At 72.6% G+C, this 14,943-nt stretch carries 17 protein-coding genes; 7 read left to right on the top strand and 10 right to left on the bottom strand.

Annotated elements, in window-relative coordinates; all coding sequences use genetic code 11:
- Window positions 1-5: 5 nt before the first annotated feature.
- Window positions 6-923: a Gfo/Idh/MocA family protein gene (locus ACZ4Z3_RS18025; RefSeq protein WP_468501888.1), complete on the top strand. Its 918-nt coding sequence runs from the start codon at window positions 6-8 to the stop codon at window positions 921-923.
- On the opposite strand, the gene lnt is transcribed toward ACZ4Z3_RS18025, so the two are convergent.
- Window positions 835-2,406 carry an apolipoprotein N-acyltransferase gene (gene lnt / locus ACZ4Z3_RS18020; RefSeq protein WP_468501887.1) on the bottom strand — a complete coding sequence of 524 codons (1,572 nt, stop codon included), beginning with the start codon at window positions 2,404-2,406 and terminating at the stop codon, window positions 835-837. The two genes, ACZ4Z3_RS18025 and lnt, sit on opposite strands and share 89 nt — an antisense overlap.
- 174 nt (window positions 2,407-2,580) lie before the next feature.
- Window positions 2,581-3,075, bottom strand: a complete 495-nt coding sequence (locus ACZ4Z3_RS18015; RefSeq protein WP_468501886.1) for a nuclear transport factor 2 family protein — start codon at window positions 3,073-3,075, stop codon at window positions 2,581-2,583.
- Between the two features lie 112 nt (window positions 3,076-3,187).
- On the opposite strand from ACZ4Z3_RS18015, the gene ACZ4Z3_RS18010 reads away from it, so the two are divergent.
- On the top strand, window positions 3,188-3,814 hold the full coding sequence (locus tag ACZ4Z3_RS18010; RefSeq protein ID WP_468501885.1) for a DUF4291 domain-containing protein: 627 nt from the start codon (window positions 3,188-3,190) through the stop codon (window positions 3,812-3,814).
- Window positions 3,815-3,868: 54 nt separating this feature from the next.
- Here the strand turns inward: ACZ4Z3_RS18010 and ACZ4Z3_RS18005 are convergent, their stop codons facing one another.
- Both ACZ4Z3_RS18005 and ACZ4Z3_RS18000 read right to left on the bottom strand, forming a co-directional pair.
- A complete protein-coding gene (locus ACZ4Z3_RS18005) occupies window positions 3,869-5,059 on the bottom strand; it encodes a serine hydrolase domain-containing protein (protein WP_468501884.1) in 1,191 nt (396 codons plus the stop codon).
- Between the two features lie 133 nt (window positions 5,060-5,192).
- A complete protein-coding gene (locus tag ACZ4Z3_RS18000) occupies window positions 5,193-6,161 on the bottom strand; it encodes an expansin EXLX1 family cellulose-binding protein (RefSeq protein ID WP_468501883.1) in 969 nt (322 codons plus the stop codon).
- Window positions 6,162-6,426: 265 nt separating this feature from the next.
- Between ACZ4Z3_RS18000 and ACZ4Z3_RS17995 the strand changes: the two genes are divergently transcribed.
- Window positions 6,427-7,167 (top strand): SDR family NAD(P)-dependent oxidoreductase, encoded by a 741-nt coding sequence (locus tag ACZ4Z3_RS17995; protein ID WP_468501882.1) that lies wholly within the window; start codon window positions 6,427-6,429, stop codon window positions 7,165-7,167.
- A gap of 50 nt (window positions 7,168-7,217) precedes the next feature.
- On the opposite strand, the gene ACZ4Z3_RS17990 is transcribed toward ACZ4Z3_RS17995, so the two are convergent.
- The 3 genes from ACZ4Z3_RS17990 to ACZ4Z3_RS17980 all read right to left on the bottom strand — a co-directional run bounded on the left by ACZ4Z3_RS17990 (window position 7,218) and on the right by ACZ4Z3_RS17980 (window position 9,019).
- On the bottom strand, window positions 7,218-7,802 hold the full coding sequence (locus ACZ4Z3_RS17990; RefSeq protein ID WP_468501881.1) for a chloramphenicol phosphotransferase CPT family protein: 585 nt from the start codon (window positions 7,800-7,802) through the stop codon (window positions 7,218-7,220).
- Window positions 7,799-7,978 (bottom strand): hypothetical protein, encoded by a 180-nt coding sequence (locus ACZ4Z3_RS17985; RefSeq protein ID WP_079054655.1) that lies wholly within the window; start codon window positions 7,976-7,978, stop codon window positions 7,799-7,801. The genes ACZ4Z3_RS17990 and ACZ4Z3_RS17985 overlap by 4 nt, the downstream gene beginning before the upstream one ends.
- A 165-nt stretch (window positions 7,979-8,143) precedes the next feature.
- Window positions 8,144-9,019: an undecaprenyl-diphosphate phosphatase gene (locus ACZ4Z3_RS17980; protein WP_055516744.1), complete on the bottom strand. Its 876-nt coding sequence runs from the start codon at window positions 9,017-9,019 to the stop codon at window positions 8,144-8,146.
- A 359-nt stretch (window positions 9,020-9,378) separates the two neighbouring features.
- On the opposite strand from ACZ4Z3_RS17980, the gene ACZ4Z3_RS17975 reads away from it, so the two are divergent.
- From ACZ4Z3_RS17975 to ACZ4Z3_RS17965, 3 genes are read left to right on the top strand one after another with little or no spacing between them, the layout of a single operon-like run.
- Window positions 9,379-10,581, top strand: a complete 1,203-nt coding sequence (locus ACZ4Z3_RS17975; RefSeq protein WP_468501880.1) for a Gfo/Idh/MocA family protein — start codon at window positions 9,379-9,381, stop codon at window positions 10,579-10,581.
- Window positions 10,578-11,513 carry a DUF6807 domain-containing protein gene (locus ACZ4Z3_RS17970; RefSeq protein ID WP_468501879.1) on the top strand — a complete coding sequence of 312 codons (936 nt, stop codon included), beginning with the start codon at window positions 10,578-10,580 and terminating at the stop codon, window positions 11,511-11,513. The genes ACZ4Z3_RS17975 and ACZ4Z3_RS17970 overlap by 4 nt, the downstream gene beginning before the upstream one ends.
- Window positions 11,507-12,220: a cupin domain-containing protein gene (locus tag ACZ4Z3_RS17965; protein WP_468501878.1), complete on the top strand. Its 714-nt coding sequence runs from the start codon at window positions 11,507-11,509 to the stop codon at window positions 12,218-12,220. The genes ACZ4Z3_RS17970 and ACZ4Z3_RS17965 overlap by 7 nt, the downstream gene beginning before the upstream one ends.
- Before the next feature lie 163 nt (window positions 12,221-12,383).
- Here ACZ4Z3_RS17965 and ACZ4Z3_RS17960 read toward each other — a convergent pair whose 3' ends face one another.
- Window positions 12,384-12,830 carry an anthrone oxygenase family protein gene (locus tag ACZ4Z3_RS17960; protein WP_468501877.1) on the bottom strand — a complete coding sequence of 149 codons (447 nt, stop codon included), beginning with the start codon at window positions 12,828-12,830 and terminating at the stop codon, window positions 12,384-12,386.
- Window positions 12,831-12,929: 99 nt separating this feature from the next.
- Between ACZ4Z3_RS17960 and ACZ4Z3_RS17955 the strand changes: the two genes are divergently transcribed.
- Window positions 12,930-13,508, top strand: a complete 579-nt coding sequence (locus tag ACZ4Z3_RS17955) for a TetR/AcrR family transcriptional regulator (RefSeq protein ID WP_468501876.1) — start codon at window positions 12,930-12,932, stop codon at window positions 13,506-13,508.
- Between the two features lie 28 nt (window positions 13,509-13,536).
- Here ACZ4Z3_RS17955 and ACZ4Z3_RS17950 read toward each other — a convergent pair whose 3' ends face one another.
- Window positions 13,537-13,884 carry a hypothetical protein gene (locus tag ACZ4Z3_RS17950; protein WP_468501875.1) on the bottom strand — a complete coding sequence of 116 codons (348 nt, stop codon included), beginning with the start codon at window positions 13,882-13,884 and terminating at the stop codon, window positions 13,537-13,539.
- Window positions 13,812-14,594, bottom strand: coding sequence for a TVP38/TMEM64 family protein (locus tag ACZ4Z3_RS17945; protein ID WP_468501874.1), 783 nt, complete (start codon window positions 14,592-14,594; stop codon window positions 13,812-13,814). The genes ACZ4Z3_RS17950 and ACZ4Z3_RS17945 overlap by 73 nt, the downstream gene beginning before the upstream one ends.
- Between the last annotated feature and the right edge of the window lie 349 nt (window positions 14,595-14,943).

Below are 14,943 nucleotides of genomic sequence, written 5' to 3'. Positions count from 1 at the left end.
CCCCTGTGAAGGTCGGCTGCATCGGGCTCGGCGACATCGCGCGGAAGGCGTACCTGCCGGTGCTCGGCACCCAACCGGGCGTCGAACTGCACGTGCAGACGCGGACGCCCGCCACGCTCACCGGCGTCGCCGACAGCCTGCGTCTCCCGCAGGGACAACGCCACGCCGACCTCGACGCGCTGCTCGCCCAGAACCTCGACGCCGCCTTCGTGCACGCGCCGACCGGCGCCCACCCCGAGATCGTGACCCGGCTGCTGGAGGCGGGCGTCCCCACGTACGTCGACAAGCCCCTCGCCTACGAACTCGCCGAGTCCGAGCGCCTGGTGCGGCTCGCCGAGGAGCGGAACGTGGGTCTCGCCGTCGGCTTCAACCGGCGCTACGCCCCCGGATACACCCAGTGCGCCGACCATCCCCGCGAGCTGATCCTGATGCAGAAGAACCGCATCGGCCTGCCCGAGCACCCCCGCACGATGATCCTCGACGACTTCATCCACGTCGTCGACACCCTGCGGTTCCTGGTCCCGGGGACCGTCGAGGACATGACCGTGCGCGCCCGGACCGAGAACGGGTTGCTGCACCACGTCGTCCTCCAGCTCGCCGGGGACGGCTTCACCGCGCTCGGCGTCATGAACCGCCTCAGCGGCTCCGCCGAGGAGATCCTGGAGGTCTCCGGGCAGGACACCAAGCGCCAGGTCGTGAACCTCGCCGAGGTCATCGACCACAAGGGGCAGCCGTCCCTGCGGCGGCGCGGGGACTGGGTGCCGGTGGCCCGGCAGCGCGGCATCGAACAGGCGGTGCTCACCTTCCTCGACGCCGTCCGGGCCGGCAAGGTGCTCAGCGCACGGGACGCGCTCGCGACCCACGAGATGTGCGAGCGGGTCGTCCGGGAGGTGGAGGAGCGCTCCCGTCCCGGTCGGCCCTAGGCCGTGTCCGCAGGCCCTCGAAGGCGCCCCACACCACCAGGATCAGCAGCGCCGCGTGGACCGGCCAGTCGCCGAAGCGGACGTACGGTGTCGTACCGCTCGCCGTCGGTACGTCGTACACCGCGGAGGTGCTCTCGTCGGTGCCGAGCCAGGAGCCGACGCGTTCGCCGCTCGGACCGTGGACGGCGGAGACACCGGTGAGGGTCGCGTGCACCATCGGGCGGCCCGTCTCCGCCGCCCGCAGCGCGGCCAGTGAGGCGTGCTGCTCCGGCGCCCAGCTCTGCTGGAACGTGGAGGTGGCCGACTGGGCGAGCAGCACCACGGCGCCCTCGTCGACGAGATGGCGGCTCATGTCGGGGAACGCGCTCTCGAAGCAGACCATCGGCCCGACGCGCAGCCCCTTGCCGACGTCCATCACCACCTGCTCCGTGCCGCGCCTGCGGTCCTCACCGGCCGCCTCGCCGACGGAGGTCGCCCAGCCGAGCAGGGAGCGCGCCGGGACGTACTCGCCGAAGGGGACCAGCCGCATCTTGTCGTAGCGGTCGCCGGTCGGGCCGTCGGGGCCGACGAGTACCGAGCTCTTGTAGATGCCGGGGCGGTCCGAACGGTCGGCGTCCACGTTGACCAGGATGTCCGCGCCCGTCGCGCGGGACAGCGCGGCGATGCGGTCGGCGAGGTCGGGACGCTCGACCAGGTCGTAGCCGACACTGCTCTCGCCCCACACGATGAGATCGAGGTCCTGATCCGCGAGACGCCGGGTCAGCGTCTCCTCCCTCGTGAACCGGTTCTCGGGGCCGTCGGTGACCCCGGGCTGGACGACGGCGATCCGTACCCGGCCGTCCGCGTCGGGGCGCGGTGACCACACCCACGCGGCGGACGTCACGGTGGCCGTCGCGACCAGGCCCGCGACGGCGGGGACCCGCGCCCGCCGTACCGCGACGAGGACGGCGACCGCGACGTTCACGGCGACCACCAGGAAGCTGAGCAGCCAGACCCCGCCGACCGAGGCCAGCCGCAGCGCGGCCTCCACCTGCCACTGGCTGGACCCCAGCAGCCCCCAGGGCCCGCCGAGCCCCTGCCAGGACCGGACGAGCTCGATCGCCAGCCAGCCCGACGGCACGACCAGCAGGGCGGCGGCGACCCGCCGGGGCGGGGGCGCGCCGGCCAGCAGACGGTGCACCAGCCAGCCCCAGGGCGCCCAGAGCGCCCCGAGCAGGGCTGCTATGACGAAGGTGAAGACATGCAGGTTCGGCAGCAGCCAGTGGTGCAGCGCCAGCATGTACCCGAGGCCGCCCAACCAGCCGTCGTACGCGGCCCGCCGCGCGGTCGGGGCCGTGCGGACCAGCAGCAGCCAGGGCACCAGGGCCACGTACGCGAACCACCACAGGGCCGGTCCGGGAAACGCGACCATGGGCAGCGCCCCGGCCGCCGCGGCGCCGAGACCACGCCGCCATGGGGAGGCCGTCCCTTCGGGCGTCGTCATCCAGCGCCTCCCTCCCCGGTGATGGGTATCTTCCAGTGTGCGCCCCCGAGACGATCTCCGACAGAGGGCGTGGGGAGGGACGGGCGTGACGGGACGGTACGCCGGGGCAGACGGGCAGCCGGGCAAGCGAGGGCGGCGGCGCTGGGATCAGGCGGGGGTGGCGGTGGCGTGGGGTCAGGCCGGGTGGGGGTGGTGGTCGGTGGGGAGGCCCTCGGGGGTGCGGCGCCATTTCTCCCGGACCACGACCTCGCTGAGCCGCCAGCCGTCGTCCGTGCGGACCAGGCCGAACGTGTAGCGGCCGCCGCAGACGAAGTCGGGCGCGGTGGATCCGCCGTCGTGACCGGCGAAACGCATGGGGTTGATGTAGTCCGCCTGCACCTCGGCGGTGTCACCGGTGTCGTGGTCCAGGTACCCGAACCGCACCCGCCGGTTGACGATCAGGTGCTGGCGCATGGGGAACAGCTCCATGCTGCGGGCCAGCCAGCCGGTGACCTGCGCGGCGTCGCCCTCGATACCGCCCGCCGAGCGGTAGTCGGCGCGGCCGCCCGGGGCGAACAGCCCCCGGTACGCCGTCCAGTCGCCGTCGTCCACCGCCACCGCGTACTCGGTGATCAGGCCGTCGACGGCGAGCCGGTCCATCACGGTCGCGAGCTCCACACGCTGCGTCATCGGTTCAGTCTTGGGGCAGGGGGCGCGACACGCCAAGGGGCGTGCGGTGACGACATACGACCGGCCGATATTCGGTGGCCCGCGGAGCCCGTGGTGATCGAATCTTGCTCCCGTGAAGGAAAGTGAGCGAGAACGAACAGAAGACACGACCGAGCCCCGATTCCGGGTCCGGGCCCGCCACACGGCGGACACGATCACCGTGTACCAGGCCTACCGGCCCGGGATCGGCGGCCCGGCCGCCCGCGACGGCCGCTTCCCGGCCGAGTGGAAGCGGGACCGGATGACGTGGATCAAGCCCTCGTTCCTCTGGATGATGTACCGCTGCGGATGGGGTCTGAAGGAAGGCCAGGAGACGGTGCTGGCCGTCGAGATCCGCCGCGAGGGCTTCGAGTGGGCGCTGCGCCACTCCTGCCTGTCGCACTACGTCCCTGAGTTGCACGAGAGCCAGGCCGCCTGGCAGCGGGAGCTGCGCCGGTCGCCCGCCCGGGTGCAGTGGGACCCCGAGCGCGGTCTGCGGCTGAACCCGCTGCCGTACCGCTCGTTGCAGCTGGGCCTGGCGGGCGAGGCGGCGGCCCGGTACGCCGACGAGTGGATCGTCGGGATCGAGGACGTGACCCCGCTCGCCCGGGAGGTGCACGGCCTCGTCCGGGCGGGCGAACTGGAACAGGCGGCGAAGCTGCTGCCCGAGGAGCGGCCGTACCCGCTCGACGACACCATGCCGGCCCATCTGCGCGGCTGAGCCGGCCGGCCGGACGGGTCGTACAAGTCGTACAGGTCGAGCGGGCCGTCGGTGTCAGCGGTGGCGGCGGCCGAGGAGGACGCACACCGCGTTCTCCTGGATCGCGCGCAGCCGCGCCAGCAGGGCGGGGTCCGAGGTCCTGTTCACCTGCGTCGTGATCGAGAAGGTGATCGACTTCCGCCCGTCGGGCGTCGCCGCCATCAGCTGCGTGTAGCCGGGGAAGTTCCCGGTGTGCCCCAGCACGACCCCGCAGCGGGTGCTGTAGCGGAAGATGGCCAGGCCCGCCGAGTTGCGGCCCGGGCCGGCCGGCTCGGAGGCGCCCTCGATCCAGCGGCGCTGCTCCTCGCGTACGGCCGGCGACGTCAGTTCACCGGCGGCGTAGGCGCGGATGAACCGCGTGAGGTCGCGCGGGGTGGAGACGATGCCGCCCGACGCCCACACCCCGGAGGCGCTGAGCAGCTCGCTGACGTCCTCCGGCGGCCCGGGCGGGCGCACGTCGTACCCGTGCATGTACGGCTCCGGAAGCTCGTAGCCCAGCGGGAGGCTGGTGTCGCGCAGGCCGAGCGGCCGGGTGACGAGGCGGTGCAGCAGATCCTCGTACGTCCGCTGGGTGGCCGACTCCGCCATGAGGGCCACGGCGATGTTGTCCGAGTTGGAGTACTGGTACCGGGAGCCCGGGGGAAAGCGCAGCCGTTCGCCGGCGACGAAGTCCAGCAGCCGTCGCGGGTCGAAGGTGCGGCGCGGGTCCGCGGTGAGCAGTTCCAGGAACTCCGGGTCCTCGGAGTAGTCGGGCAGCCCGCTGGTGTGGTTCAGCAGCTGCCGGAGGGTCACCTTGCGCCAGGCGCGGGGGAGTTGCGGGAGTCGGCGGCCGATCGTGTCGTCGAGGCCGAGGGCGCCCTGCTCCACCAGACGGAGGGCGACGGCACCGCTGAACGCCTTGGCCGTACTGGCGATCCGCATGTGGTCGGTGGGCTGGATCGGGCGGTCGGTCGCAAGGTCGGCGACACCGGCCCGCAGCACCTGGGTTCCCTGCTCACGCTGGAGGACGACGATGACGCCGGGTGGCCCTCCCGGCGTGTGGACCAGTTGTTCGAGCTGGTGGCGCAGGGCGCGCTCGTCCCCGCCGCCGGGAGCGGCACCCGTCGCCGGAGCGGCGAGGAGGCCGCCGAGACAGGACGAGCCGAGCAGGGCGACGAGCGCCAGACGGGCACGGGCGCGAGGACGGGGGCGGGGGATGAGCGGCATGGTGGTCCCGGGGAGCGTAGAGGGGGGCGGGCCCCCTCAGCATGGGCAGGACCGACGGCCGTGCGCTCGTGAGCTTGCTCTGTACGGCGGATCGGCGGGCCCCGGCCCCCGTCCGGGGCCCGCCGTGGGGTGCTCAGTGCCGGGCGAACTGGACCCGGGTCGGCTGCACGGTGTTGGGCCGCAGCGCGATCCCGTCGATGGTCAGCTGTTCCCCGTAGATGTCGGTGATCCTGATCGCGCCGCCGCAGCCGGCGCCGTGCTCGGAGAGGAAGTAGTTGTAACCGGTGCGGGCCAGCGCGGTCCAGCCGCTGCCGGTGCGCACCTCCAGCCGGGCCAGCGGGTTGCGGTGGCCGAGGGCCTGGATGCCGCACCAGTAGCGGCTGGAGCCGGTCTTGTACCGGATGGAGAGCGTGTCGGGCGAGCCGGGGCTCACCAGGCTCCAGGTGATCGGTATCTGGCCGCGCGACGGATCGGCGAGCTTGGCGAAGGCCTGGGTGGAGAGGTCGAGCTGGCCGGGCTTGCAGGGGGCCGGGCACTCGTTGGTGATCCGGACCGTGACGGAGGCACTGCCCGAGCGGACCAGGACGTAGGCCCCGCACGCCCTGGACGTCTCGTAGTCGGTGGTGTTCATCGCGGCGATCATCATGTCGGGGCTCGGGCCGAACGAGCATGCGCCGTCGCCGTTCCCGGCGTCGTAGAGGGTGGCGATCCCCTGGTAGGTGGTCCTGGGGCGGATGCGTCCCGCCAGGGTCGCCGTACCGGACCCCGGCCGGCGGGCGCTCGTGACCTTCGGCTTCGGGGACTTCGCGGTCGGGGTCGGCGACGGGCTGGGGGACGCGCTCGTCGAGGCCGACGGGCTCGGGGACGGCGACGGCGAGGACGTACGCCCGGTCGGTGTCGGCCGCTCGCGCGCCGGGGCGTCGGCGGCGGCCGTGGTGGTGACCTTCCTGGCCTCCTCGCTCTCGGCACCGCGGCCGGAGCCGAACGCCATGACGAGGGACGCGACGAGTGCGACGGCCGCCACGGCGACGGCGGAGACGAGGGCGGTGCGTCGGCCGGACCGGGAGGAGCGGCGCGGTGAGCGGTGTGAACGGGATGCCACGGATGAGTCCTTGCCTGGCTTGGGCGAACGGATGGTGCGTGTGTGGCTCCTGTGGGGGGAGCACACACCTCATCAGTGGCCGCCGGGTGCGGAAAGGTTGCCGTCACTTTCGCATCAGATCGGTGGACCGGGTGGGGGAACGAGCAGAACGGCTTCTGCCCTGGTGGCCGACCGGTGTTCATAGGATGATCGATCATCGGGCAGCGGGAGAAGCGGTGAAACGGAGCCGCCGGGGGTACAGCCGCCGGGGTACAGGGAGGTCGTTATGTCACGTCCGGTCACGGTGGTCACGGGGGGAAGCCGGGGCATCGGCGCCGCGACCTGTCTGCGGCTCGCGGCGGACGGCCATGACGTGGTCGTCGGATACGTGAGCGACGGCGCCGCCGCCGAGTGGATCGCGACGGGGGTCCGGGCGAACGGCGCCCGGTGTGTCACCGTCAAGGCGGACACCTCCGTCGAGGCCGACGTCGACCGGCTCTTCGAGACGGCGGCGGAACGGCTCGGCCCGGTCACCGGGCTGGTCAACAACGCCGGTGTGACGGGCCCGTTCGGCAGGCTGGCCGACACCGACCCGGCCGTGCTGCGGCAGGTGGTGGAGGTCAACCTCCTGGGCGTGCTGCTCTGCTCCCGCCGCGCGGCGCGCGGCATGGCCGCGTGGGGCGGTGGAGCCATCGTGAACGTGTCCTCGGCGGCGGCCACGCTCGGCAGCCCTGGTGAGTACGTCCACTACGCGGCGACCAAGGCCGCGGTCGACACGCTCACGACGGGGCTGGCCAAGGAACTCGGACCCGACAACATCCGGGTCAACGCGGTCGCGCCGGGCGTCATCGACACCGAGATCCACGCCAGGAACGGGGATCCGGGGCGGCCCGAGCGGATCGCCGCGTCCATTCCTCTGCGGCGTCCGGGGCGGGCCGACGAGATCGCGTCGGCCATCGCGTGGCTCATGTCGCCGGAGGCGTCGTACACGACGGGTGCGGTGCTGCGGGTGGCCGGCGGGCGGTGAGGGCTGGGCGACGGCCGTTGGCCCACAGCCCCGCACCGCCGCTACCGGCCCTACCGCTTCTCGCGCAGGCGTTGGAAGGCGGTCGGGGTGGGGCGGTGGGGCAGGAAGTCCTTGATGCGCCTTGCGCAGTCCTGCGGGGCCGCGAGGGACGTGTCGCACTCGATGTCGTAGATCCCGTGGGTGTGCACCCGCGCCAGCTGCCGTGCCGCGAGCCCCGGGGGTCGGTCGCCCCGCTCGCGCTCCCGTCGTTCGAGTTCGGCGCGGGGGCAGTGGACGCCGACGAACACGACGTCCTGCGGTACGAAAAGGTCCAGGCAGTCCCGCAGCCGCCACCCCTCGCTGAGGACGTGGTCCACCACGACGTTGTTGCCCGCGGCTGCCATGCCCGCGATCGCGCGGTGGTAGCCCCGCCAGGTGCGGTGGAGCACGTTGGCCAGCCGCTCGGGGTCCATCTCCCGCCGTGTCCGCATGGCGTGGAACGCGTCGACCGGCAGATGGAAGAACGGCTCGTCCAGGATCCGCAGCAGCTCGACGGCGATGCTCGACTTGCCCGAACTGGACGTGCCGTTCAGGAAGATGATCAGCCCCCCAGGGACGCCGTACGATACGGCCGCACCCTGCTCCGGGACGCTCACGCGGCCTCGATGACCTCTCCGCGTATCGCCGCGGCCCACTCCACCACCAACAGCTCGTACTCCGCGCGCTCCTGAGCCGACAGCGAACCGCCCGCGCGCCGCCACAGCGCGCGGATCTGGTCGTTCACATCGGCAGCGGACCGCACGGAACCACAGGCAAGGGAATCGGGGGACATGCGGACAAGCGTAGGCGCAAGAGCTGACGGTGCGCTACAGCCCGGCTACGGATCCCGTATGTGCTTGGTCACTGAAGGGAGTTGGGGCGTCCGCTCAGGTGCGGACGCCCCAACTCACGTGCTCGGGGCGGCTCCGTGACGCGGCCGCCCGCGGATGCCTCCCGGTCAGCCCGCCGACTCGCCGGCGTGCGGGCTCAGTACGCCCATCGAGACGAGGACGACGATGACGATGCCGAGGGCGATGCGGTACCAGACGAAGGGCATGAAGCTCTTGGTGGAGATGAACTTCATGAACCACGCGATCACGGCGTACCCGACCACGAACGCGATCACCGTGGCGAAGATCGTCGGGCCCCAGGAGACATGACCGCCCTCCAGGGCGTCCTTCAGCTCGTAGCCGCCGGAGGCCAGCACGGCGGGGATGGCGAGGAGGAAGGAGTAGCGGGCCGCGGCCTCGCGCTTGTAGCCCATGAGCAGGCCGCCGCTGATGGTGGCGCCGGAGCGGGAGACGCCCGGGATGAGGGCCATGGCCTGGCAGAGGCCGAAGATCAGGCCGTCCTTGACGCTCAGCTGGTCCAGGGTCTTGCGTTCCTTGATGGCACGGTGCTTGCCGCCCGTCTCGTCGCGGGCGGCCAGACGGTCCGCGACGCCCAGGACGATGCCCATCACGATCAGCATGGTCGCGGTGATGCGCAGATCGCGGAACGGGCCCTCGATCTGGTCCTTGAGGGTCACGCCGAGGACACCGATCGGGATGGAGCCGACGATCACCAGCCAGCCCATCTGGGCGTCGCGGTCGCCGCGCATCTCCTTGTTGAACAGGGAGCGGGACCACGCCGAGATGATGTTGACGATGTCCTTGCGGAAGTAGATCAGCACCGCGGCCTCGGTGCCGATCTGGGTGATCGCCGTGAAGGCCGCTCCCGGGTCCTCCCAGCCGGAGAAGGCCGCCGTCAGCCGCAGGTGCGCGCTGGAGGAGATGGGGAGGAACTCGGTCAGCCCCTGGACGAGTCCGAGGATGAGGGATTCAAACCAAGACATGAAGTTACGTGGTCCAAGCGCTGATCGTGAGGGGCCGACGGGAAAGGTGACACGCCGCCGACCCGGCCGCCGGGCGGCCGTGCGGGGCGGGTGATCACAGGTACGGGGGCAGCCTAGCGCCCCCGGATGACAGGGCTGCCACAGGGGTTTGGCAGGGCCGTGCGGGGGAGGGGCGGGGACCGGCGTACCGAGGGGTGGAACGGCCGAATCCACGGTGTTGACCGGTGACTATGTCCGCACATACGTTGCTGGCTGGAGAAAGCGCTTGCCGTTGCGAGGGTCGCCGTACCGCCGGAGCCCTGGCCACCAGGCGTTGGCCACTGTCCGACGTCCCGTTCGATGGAGTGCTGATCACGTCCATGCCCACACCCAGCAACGATCCGAGCCCGACTCCGGACCAGCCGCGGACCCCTCTGAAGGGCCGCCGTGTCCGCGCCGCCATCGTCGGTGTCGGCGCCATCGGCGGCGGCTCCCACCTGCCCGCGCTCGCGCGCCTCGCCGAGGAGGGGGAGGCCGAGGTCGTCGCGGCGGTCGACATCGATGCCGGGGCGGTGCGCGCGTTCTGCGCCGAGCACGGCATCCCGCACGGCTACACCGATCTGGACCGCATGCTGGCCGAGGAGCGCCCCGACCTGGTCTGCGTGTGCACCCCGCCCACCCTGCACCGCGACCAGACCGTGGCCGCCCTGCGAGCCGGCGCCTGGGTGTGGTGCGAGAAGCCGCCGGTGCCCACGCTCGCCGACTTCGACGCCGTGGAGGCGGAGGAAGGCGCGGACACCGGCGGGCCGTTCGCCTCGATCGTCTTCCAGCACCGCTTCGGTTCGGGCGCCACGCACGTACGGAAGCTGATCGTCGAGCAGGCGGTCGGCCGTCCCCTCGTCGCGCACTGCCAGACCACCTGGTACCGGAACGCCGCCTACTACTCCGTGCCCTGGCGTGGCCGCTGGGCGACCGAGGGCGGCGGCCCCGCCATGGGCCACGGCATCCACCAGATGGACCTCCTCCTCGACCTGCTCGGCCCCTGGAGCGAGGTCCGCGCCATGGCCGGGCGGCTCGTCCACGACGTGGAGACCGAGGACGTCTCGACCGCCCTCGTGCGCTTCGAGAACGGCGCCCTGGCCACCGTCGTCAACAGCGTCCTCAGCCCCGACGAGGTCAGCCGCATCCGCATCGACTGCGAGCGCGCCACGATCGAACTCACCCACCTGTACGGCCACTCCAACGCCGACTGGTCCATCACCCCCGCCCCCGGCACCCCGGACGCGGACACGGCGGCCTGGCGGGACTTCGGCGCCGACGTGCCCAGCTCCCACCTGGCCCAGCTGCGTGAACTCGTCGCGAGCATGCGCGCCGGTGAGCGGCCCCGCAGCAGCGGCGCCGACGGCCGGACGAGCCTGGAGCTGATCGCCGCGCTCTACAAGTCGGCGTTCACGGACACGACCGTACGGCGTGGCGAGATCGGCCCGGGGGACCCGTACTACACGGCCATGCACGGCGGAGCCCCCGGCTGGGCGCCCGCACCCGCCCAGGAGCCCGCCACGAGTGAGGAGATCCCCGCATGACCTTCCACGACGGGCTGCGCGTGGTCCACGCCCACGGCGACCGGATCACGGTCACCGAGCCGGCCACCGGCGTCGAACTGTTCAGCTACGTGTACCGGCCGGAGGCGGCCTGGGAGGCCCCCAAGCCGTACCTGCACCCGATTCGCACCCTCGCGGGCGACGTCGTCACCGGCTACCGCCCCAACGACCACCGCTGGCACAAGGGCCTCCAGCTGACGGCCTCGCACCTGTCGGGTCAGAACCTGTGGGGCGGCAACTCCTACGTCCACGGCGAGGGATATCTGCCCATCCCCGAGCGGGTCGGCTCGATGGCCCACGCCGGTTTCGACGAGGTCGTCTCCGAGGGCGACCGGGTGGTGATCGCCGAGCGGCTGACCTGGCACCCGTACGGCGGGGAGCTGTGGGCCGACGAGGAGCGCCGGATCGAGGTGCACGACGTCGACACCGAGGCGGGATCGTGGGCGCTCACCTGGACCAGCGCGATCACCAACCGCCGTGACGAGCCGCTGCTGTTCGGCAGCCCGACCACCGCCGGGCGCGAGATGGCCGGCTACACCGGCCTGTTCTGGCGCGGCCCGCGCGCCTTCCGCGCGGGGCGGATCATCGGCCCCGACGCCGAGGGGCCGGAGCTGATGGGTGGGCAGGCGCCGTGGCTGGCGTACTCGGGCGAGCACGACGGCGCCGACGGGCACGCCACGCTCGTCTTCGTCCACGCCCCCGAGAACGACCACACGGGTGCCGAGGGCGCCCACCCCGCTCACTGGTTCGTCCGCAACGAGCCGTTCGCGGCCGTCGCCCCCTCCTGGGCGTTCTTCGACGAACTGGCGCTAGCCCCCGGCGACACGCTCACCCGCCGCTACCGGGTCGTCGTGGCGGACGGGGCATGGGAGCGGGAGGAGATCGCCAAGTACCTGGAGGCGCACCCATGGTGAAGGGTCACGAGGGACTGCCCGGCGGGGTCGCCGTCTCACACCTGTCCGTCTACGACTGGCCCGCGACGGACGGGGTGTGCGGCGGAACGCCCCATATGCACCTGACCTGTTCGGAGGGGTACGTCGTCACCGGCGGACGCGGCGCCGTGCAGACCCTGACGGCGTCCGGGTACGAGGTCACACCCCTGACGCCGGGGACGGTCGCCTGGTTCACGCCCGGCACCATCCACCGGCTGGTCAACGAGGACGAGCTGCGCATCACCGTCCTGATGCAGAACAGCGGGCTGCCGGAGGCGGGCGACGCCGTGCTCACGTTGCCGCCGCGGTACCTGACCGACCCGAAGACGTACGCCGCGGCGACCCGTATCCCGGTGGACGCGCCGGAGGAGGAGCAGGAGCGGGTCGCCCGGGCCCGCCGCGACCTCGCCCTGGAGGGCTACCGGGCGCTGCGCGGCGCGGACGGGCCCGAGCCGCTCGCCGCGTTCCACCGGGCCGCCGCGGCATTGGTCCGGCCACGGCTCGCCGAGTGGCGGGCGCGCTGGGTAGGGGGCGCGCGGGCCGCCGCCGAGGCGACGGGGGAGCAGTTGGACCGGCTGGAGCGTGGGGACGTGACCTACCTGGCCGACGCCGTGGTCCGGGCCCAGGAGCCCTCGGTGCACGGGAAGTTCGGGATGTGCGGGCGGCTGGACGTCTATCAGGGGGACTGAGCGGGGGTGGCGGGGCGCCGCCGGGGATGGGGCCGGGGCGACGGGGCGCCTGCGGGGCGGGGGCGACGGTCACCTGGCGGCTGCGGGTCGTGGCGGCCAGTTCCCCGCGCCCCCTTCAGGGCGCGGGTGTGAGCCTCTGCTTGTTGCCGCAGGCCGAGCAGTGTCAGACGAGGGCGGTGGCCAGCAGGGCGAAGGCGGCGACGATGAGGGCGACGCGGCCGTAGTGGTAGCGCTCCCAGCGGTTCATCTGCTCCTTCCAGTCGGCGGGCCGGTTGTCGGGGGTCCAGGTCTTGCCCCGGTTGTTGATGGGGACGAGCAGCAGGACCGACATGATCACGCTGAGGAGCAGCAGTACGCCGGCGGTGACGACGAGGCCGGTGCCGGCATCGTGCCGGCCGGCCGCGGCCCAGACCCCGACGAGGGCCAGCGAGCTGATGTACCAGACCGGCATCACGGCGCCGAGCATCCGGCCGCCGTGGGAGCGGCCGAGCTGGCCGCTGTCGCCGGGGAGCGCGTCCAAGATCCGGTTGAGCACGAAGGCGACGGAGAACTCCACCCCCACCATCACGCCGACGGACACGAGGGTGACGACCTGGAGCACGTTGAGCATGGCGATGCCTCTTCCCGAGATCGATCTAGCGTTGCTAGATGATGTGGCAACGCTAGTACTGGCGCCGCTCGCTTGTCTAGCGATGCTAGAATTCGAGGCATGTCGGTACAGGAACGCAAGGAACGCGAGCGGGCGGCCCGTGAACGTCTGATCGTGGCGACGGCCCGCGAACTCGCCGAGGAGCAGGGCTGGGACGCGGTCACCACCCGTCGGCTGGCCGAGCGCATCGAATACAGCCAGCCCGTCCTCTACAGCCACTTCCGGGGCAAGCGGGAGATCATCGGCGCCGTCGCCCTCGAAGGCGCCGCCGAGATGGCCGCGGCGCTGCGGGCCGCGGCCCCCGCCGCGGACGGCCCCCGCGCCCGGGTCGTCGTCCTCGCCCGCACCTACCTCGACTTCGCCGAGCGCAACCCGGCGGTCTACGACGCCATGTTCCAGCTCGACGGCGGTCTGACGTTCGCGCGGGAGGACACCCCCGCACCGCTGAAGGACGCCTTCGCCGCCCTGCTGGAGACCCTCGCGGAGGTCGCCGGGGACGGCGTCCACCCGGGCGTGTTCACCGAGGTGTTCTGGGCGTCCCTGCACGGGCTGGCGACCCTGACCCGGGCGGGACGGCTGCCGGCGGAGTACGCCGAGGGCAGACTGGAGCTGCTGGTGGACCGGCTCGCCGTGGTCTGACGCGGGCCAGCGAACGCCCCGGCGGGTGTCACAGCGGTCGGCGCATGCAGGCCCGGGGCCACCGGTCCAGGCCGTGCGCCGCTTCCCGGGCACGGATCGCCCGCAGGCCGGGGGTGAGCCCGCTCTCGGTCAGGAGCCGGAACCCGCAGCGCGCGTAGTAGGGGGCGTTCCATGGGACTTCGGTGAACGTGGTCGGCGTCAGGGCGGGTGCCCCCTCGGTCGTGGCCTGACCGGCCAGATGGTCCAGCAGGGACCGGCCGAGGCCGCGGCGCGCACTGTCCGGGCCCGACCCGCCCGGCGGTGTCAGCGGGCCCGCAGGTGGTGGCGCTTGCGCCAGGCCACTGCCGCACCCAGCAGCGCCGGGAGCGCGATGCACGCCATCGCGAGCAGGAAGGCCGGGGACGTCGGGGCGGAGGCGCGGGCGCCCGCTACGGCGTACGCGGCGGTGTTGGGGATGGAGCCGAGGGCGGTGGCCAGCAGGAACGGCAGGTAGCCCATGCGGGAGACGGAGGCGCAGTAGTTCGCCGCCCAGAACGGCACCCCGGGGAAGAGGCGGGCCGCCAGCATCGAACGGAACCCGTGACGGCTGAGCTGGCCGTCCGCCGACTTCAGCCAGCGGTGCCGCAGCAGCGGCCGCAGCGCGTCCTGCCCGAGCATCCGGCCCAGCGCGAACGCGATGCCCGCCCCGAGGACCGTTCCCGCGAGCGCCGAGGCCAGGCCCAGCTGCGAGCCGAAGAGGGCGCCCGCCGCGATGTTGAGGATCGGCCGGGGCACGAACGCCACCGTGCACAGCCCGTACGCCACCGCGAACACCACGGCCGCGGTGCCGCCGCTCAGCTGGGGCGGCCAGCCGTCGGCCAGCAGCCGCTGCGGCTCGAACAGCAGCACGGTCACCACGGCGCCGGCGAGCAGCGCCAACAGCAGTGAGAACCGCGCCCACGGCGAGAGCAGCGCTCTGCCCCAGCGGGCGGCGCCGTTCGGCGGGACGGCGGGGACGGCTGCGGGTGCGGCGACGGCGAGCTCCGTGGCGGCGGCCCGGGGAAGGACCGAGGCGGTGCCCCCAGAGCGGGTGGTGGCATCGAGCATTCGTCGACGGTAACCGACCGATGTGTGTGTACGCCCTACGGAACGTCTCACCGCGGTCACAGGAACCGGAACGGCAGCACCCTCGGGCATCCGCCACCGGGCGCCCGGCCGGGGACCGTACACCGCGCGGCCTGCGCCTTCGGGAGCACGCGCACCGCCCGGCCCGCGTTCAGCCCGCCCCCGACCTGTGAAGCATCTCTCTTCGGCACGGTTCGCGAACTCGCCCTCCCGGAAAACCATTCGACGCGGGCGGCCGCGTCGGCGAGGATCGACCCATGTTCCGGTACGCCTTCGTTCTCGCAGCGTCCGCGGTAGACGCGGATGCGCCGAAGGCTGCCCTTCTGATCGT

The sequence above is a fragment of the Streptomyces sp. NPDC030296 genome, assembly GCF_055572815.1.
This window is presented reverse-complemented; position numbering and strand designations above follow the sequence as displayed.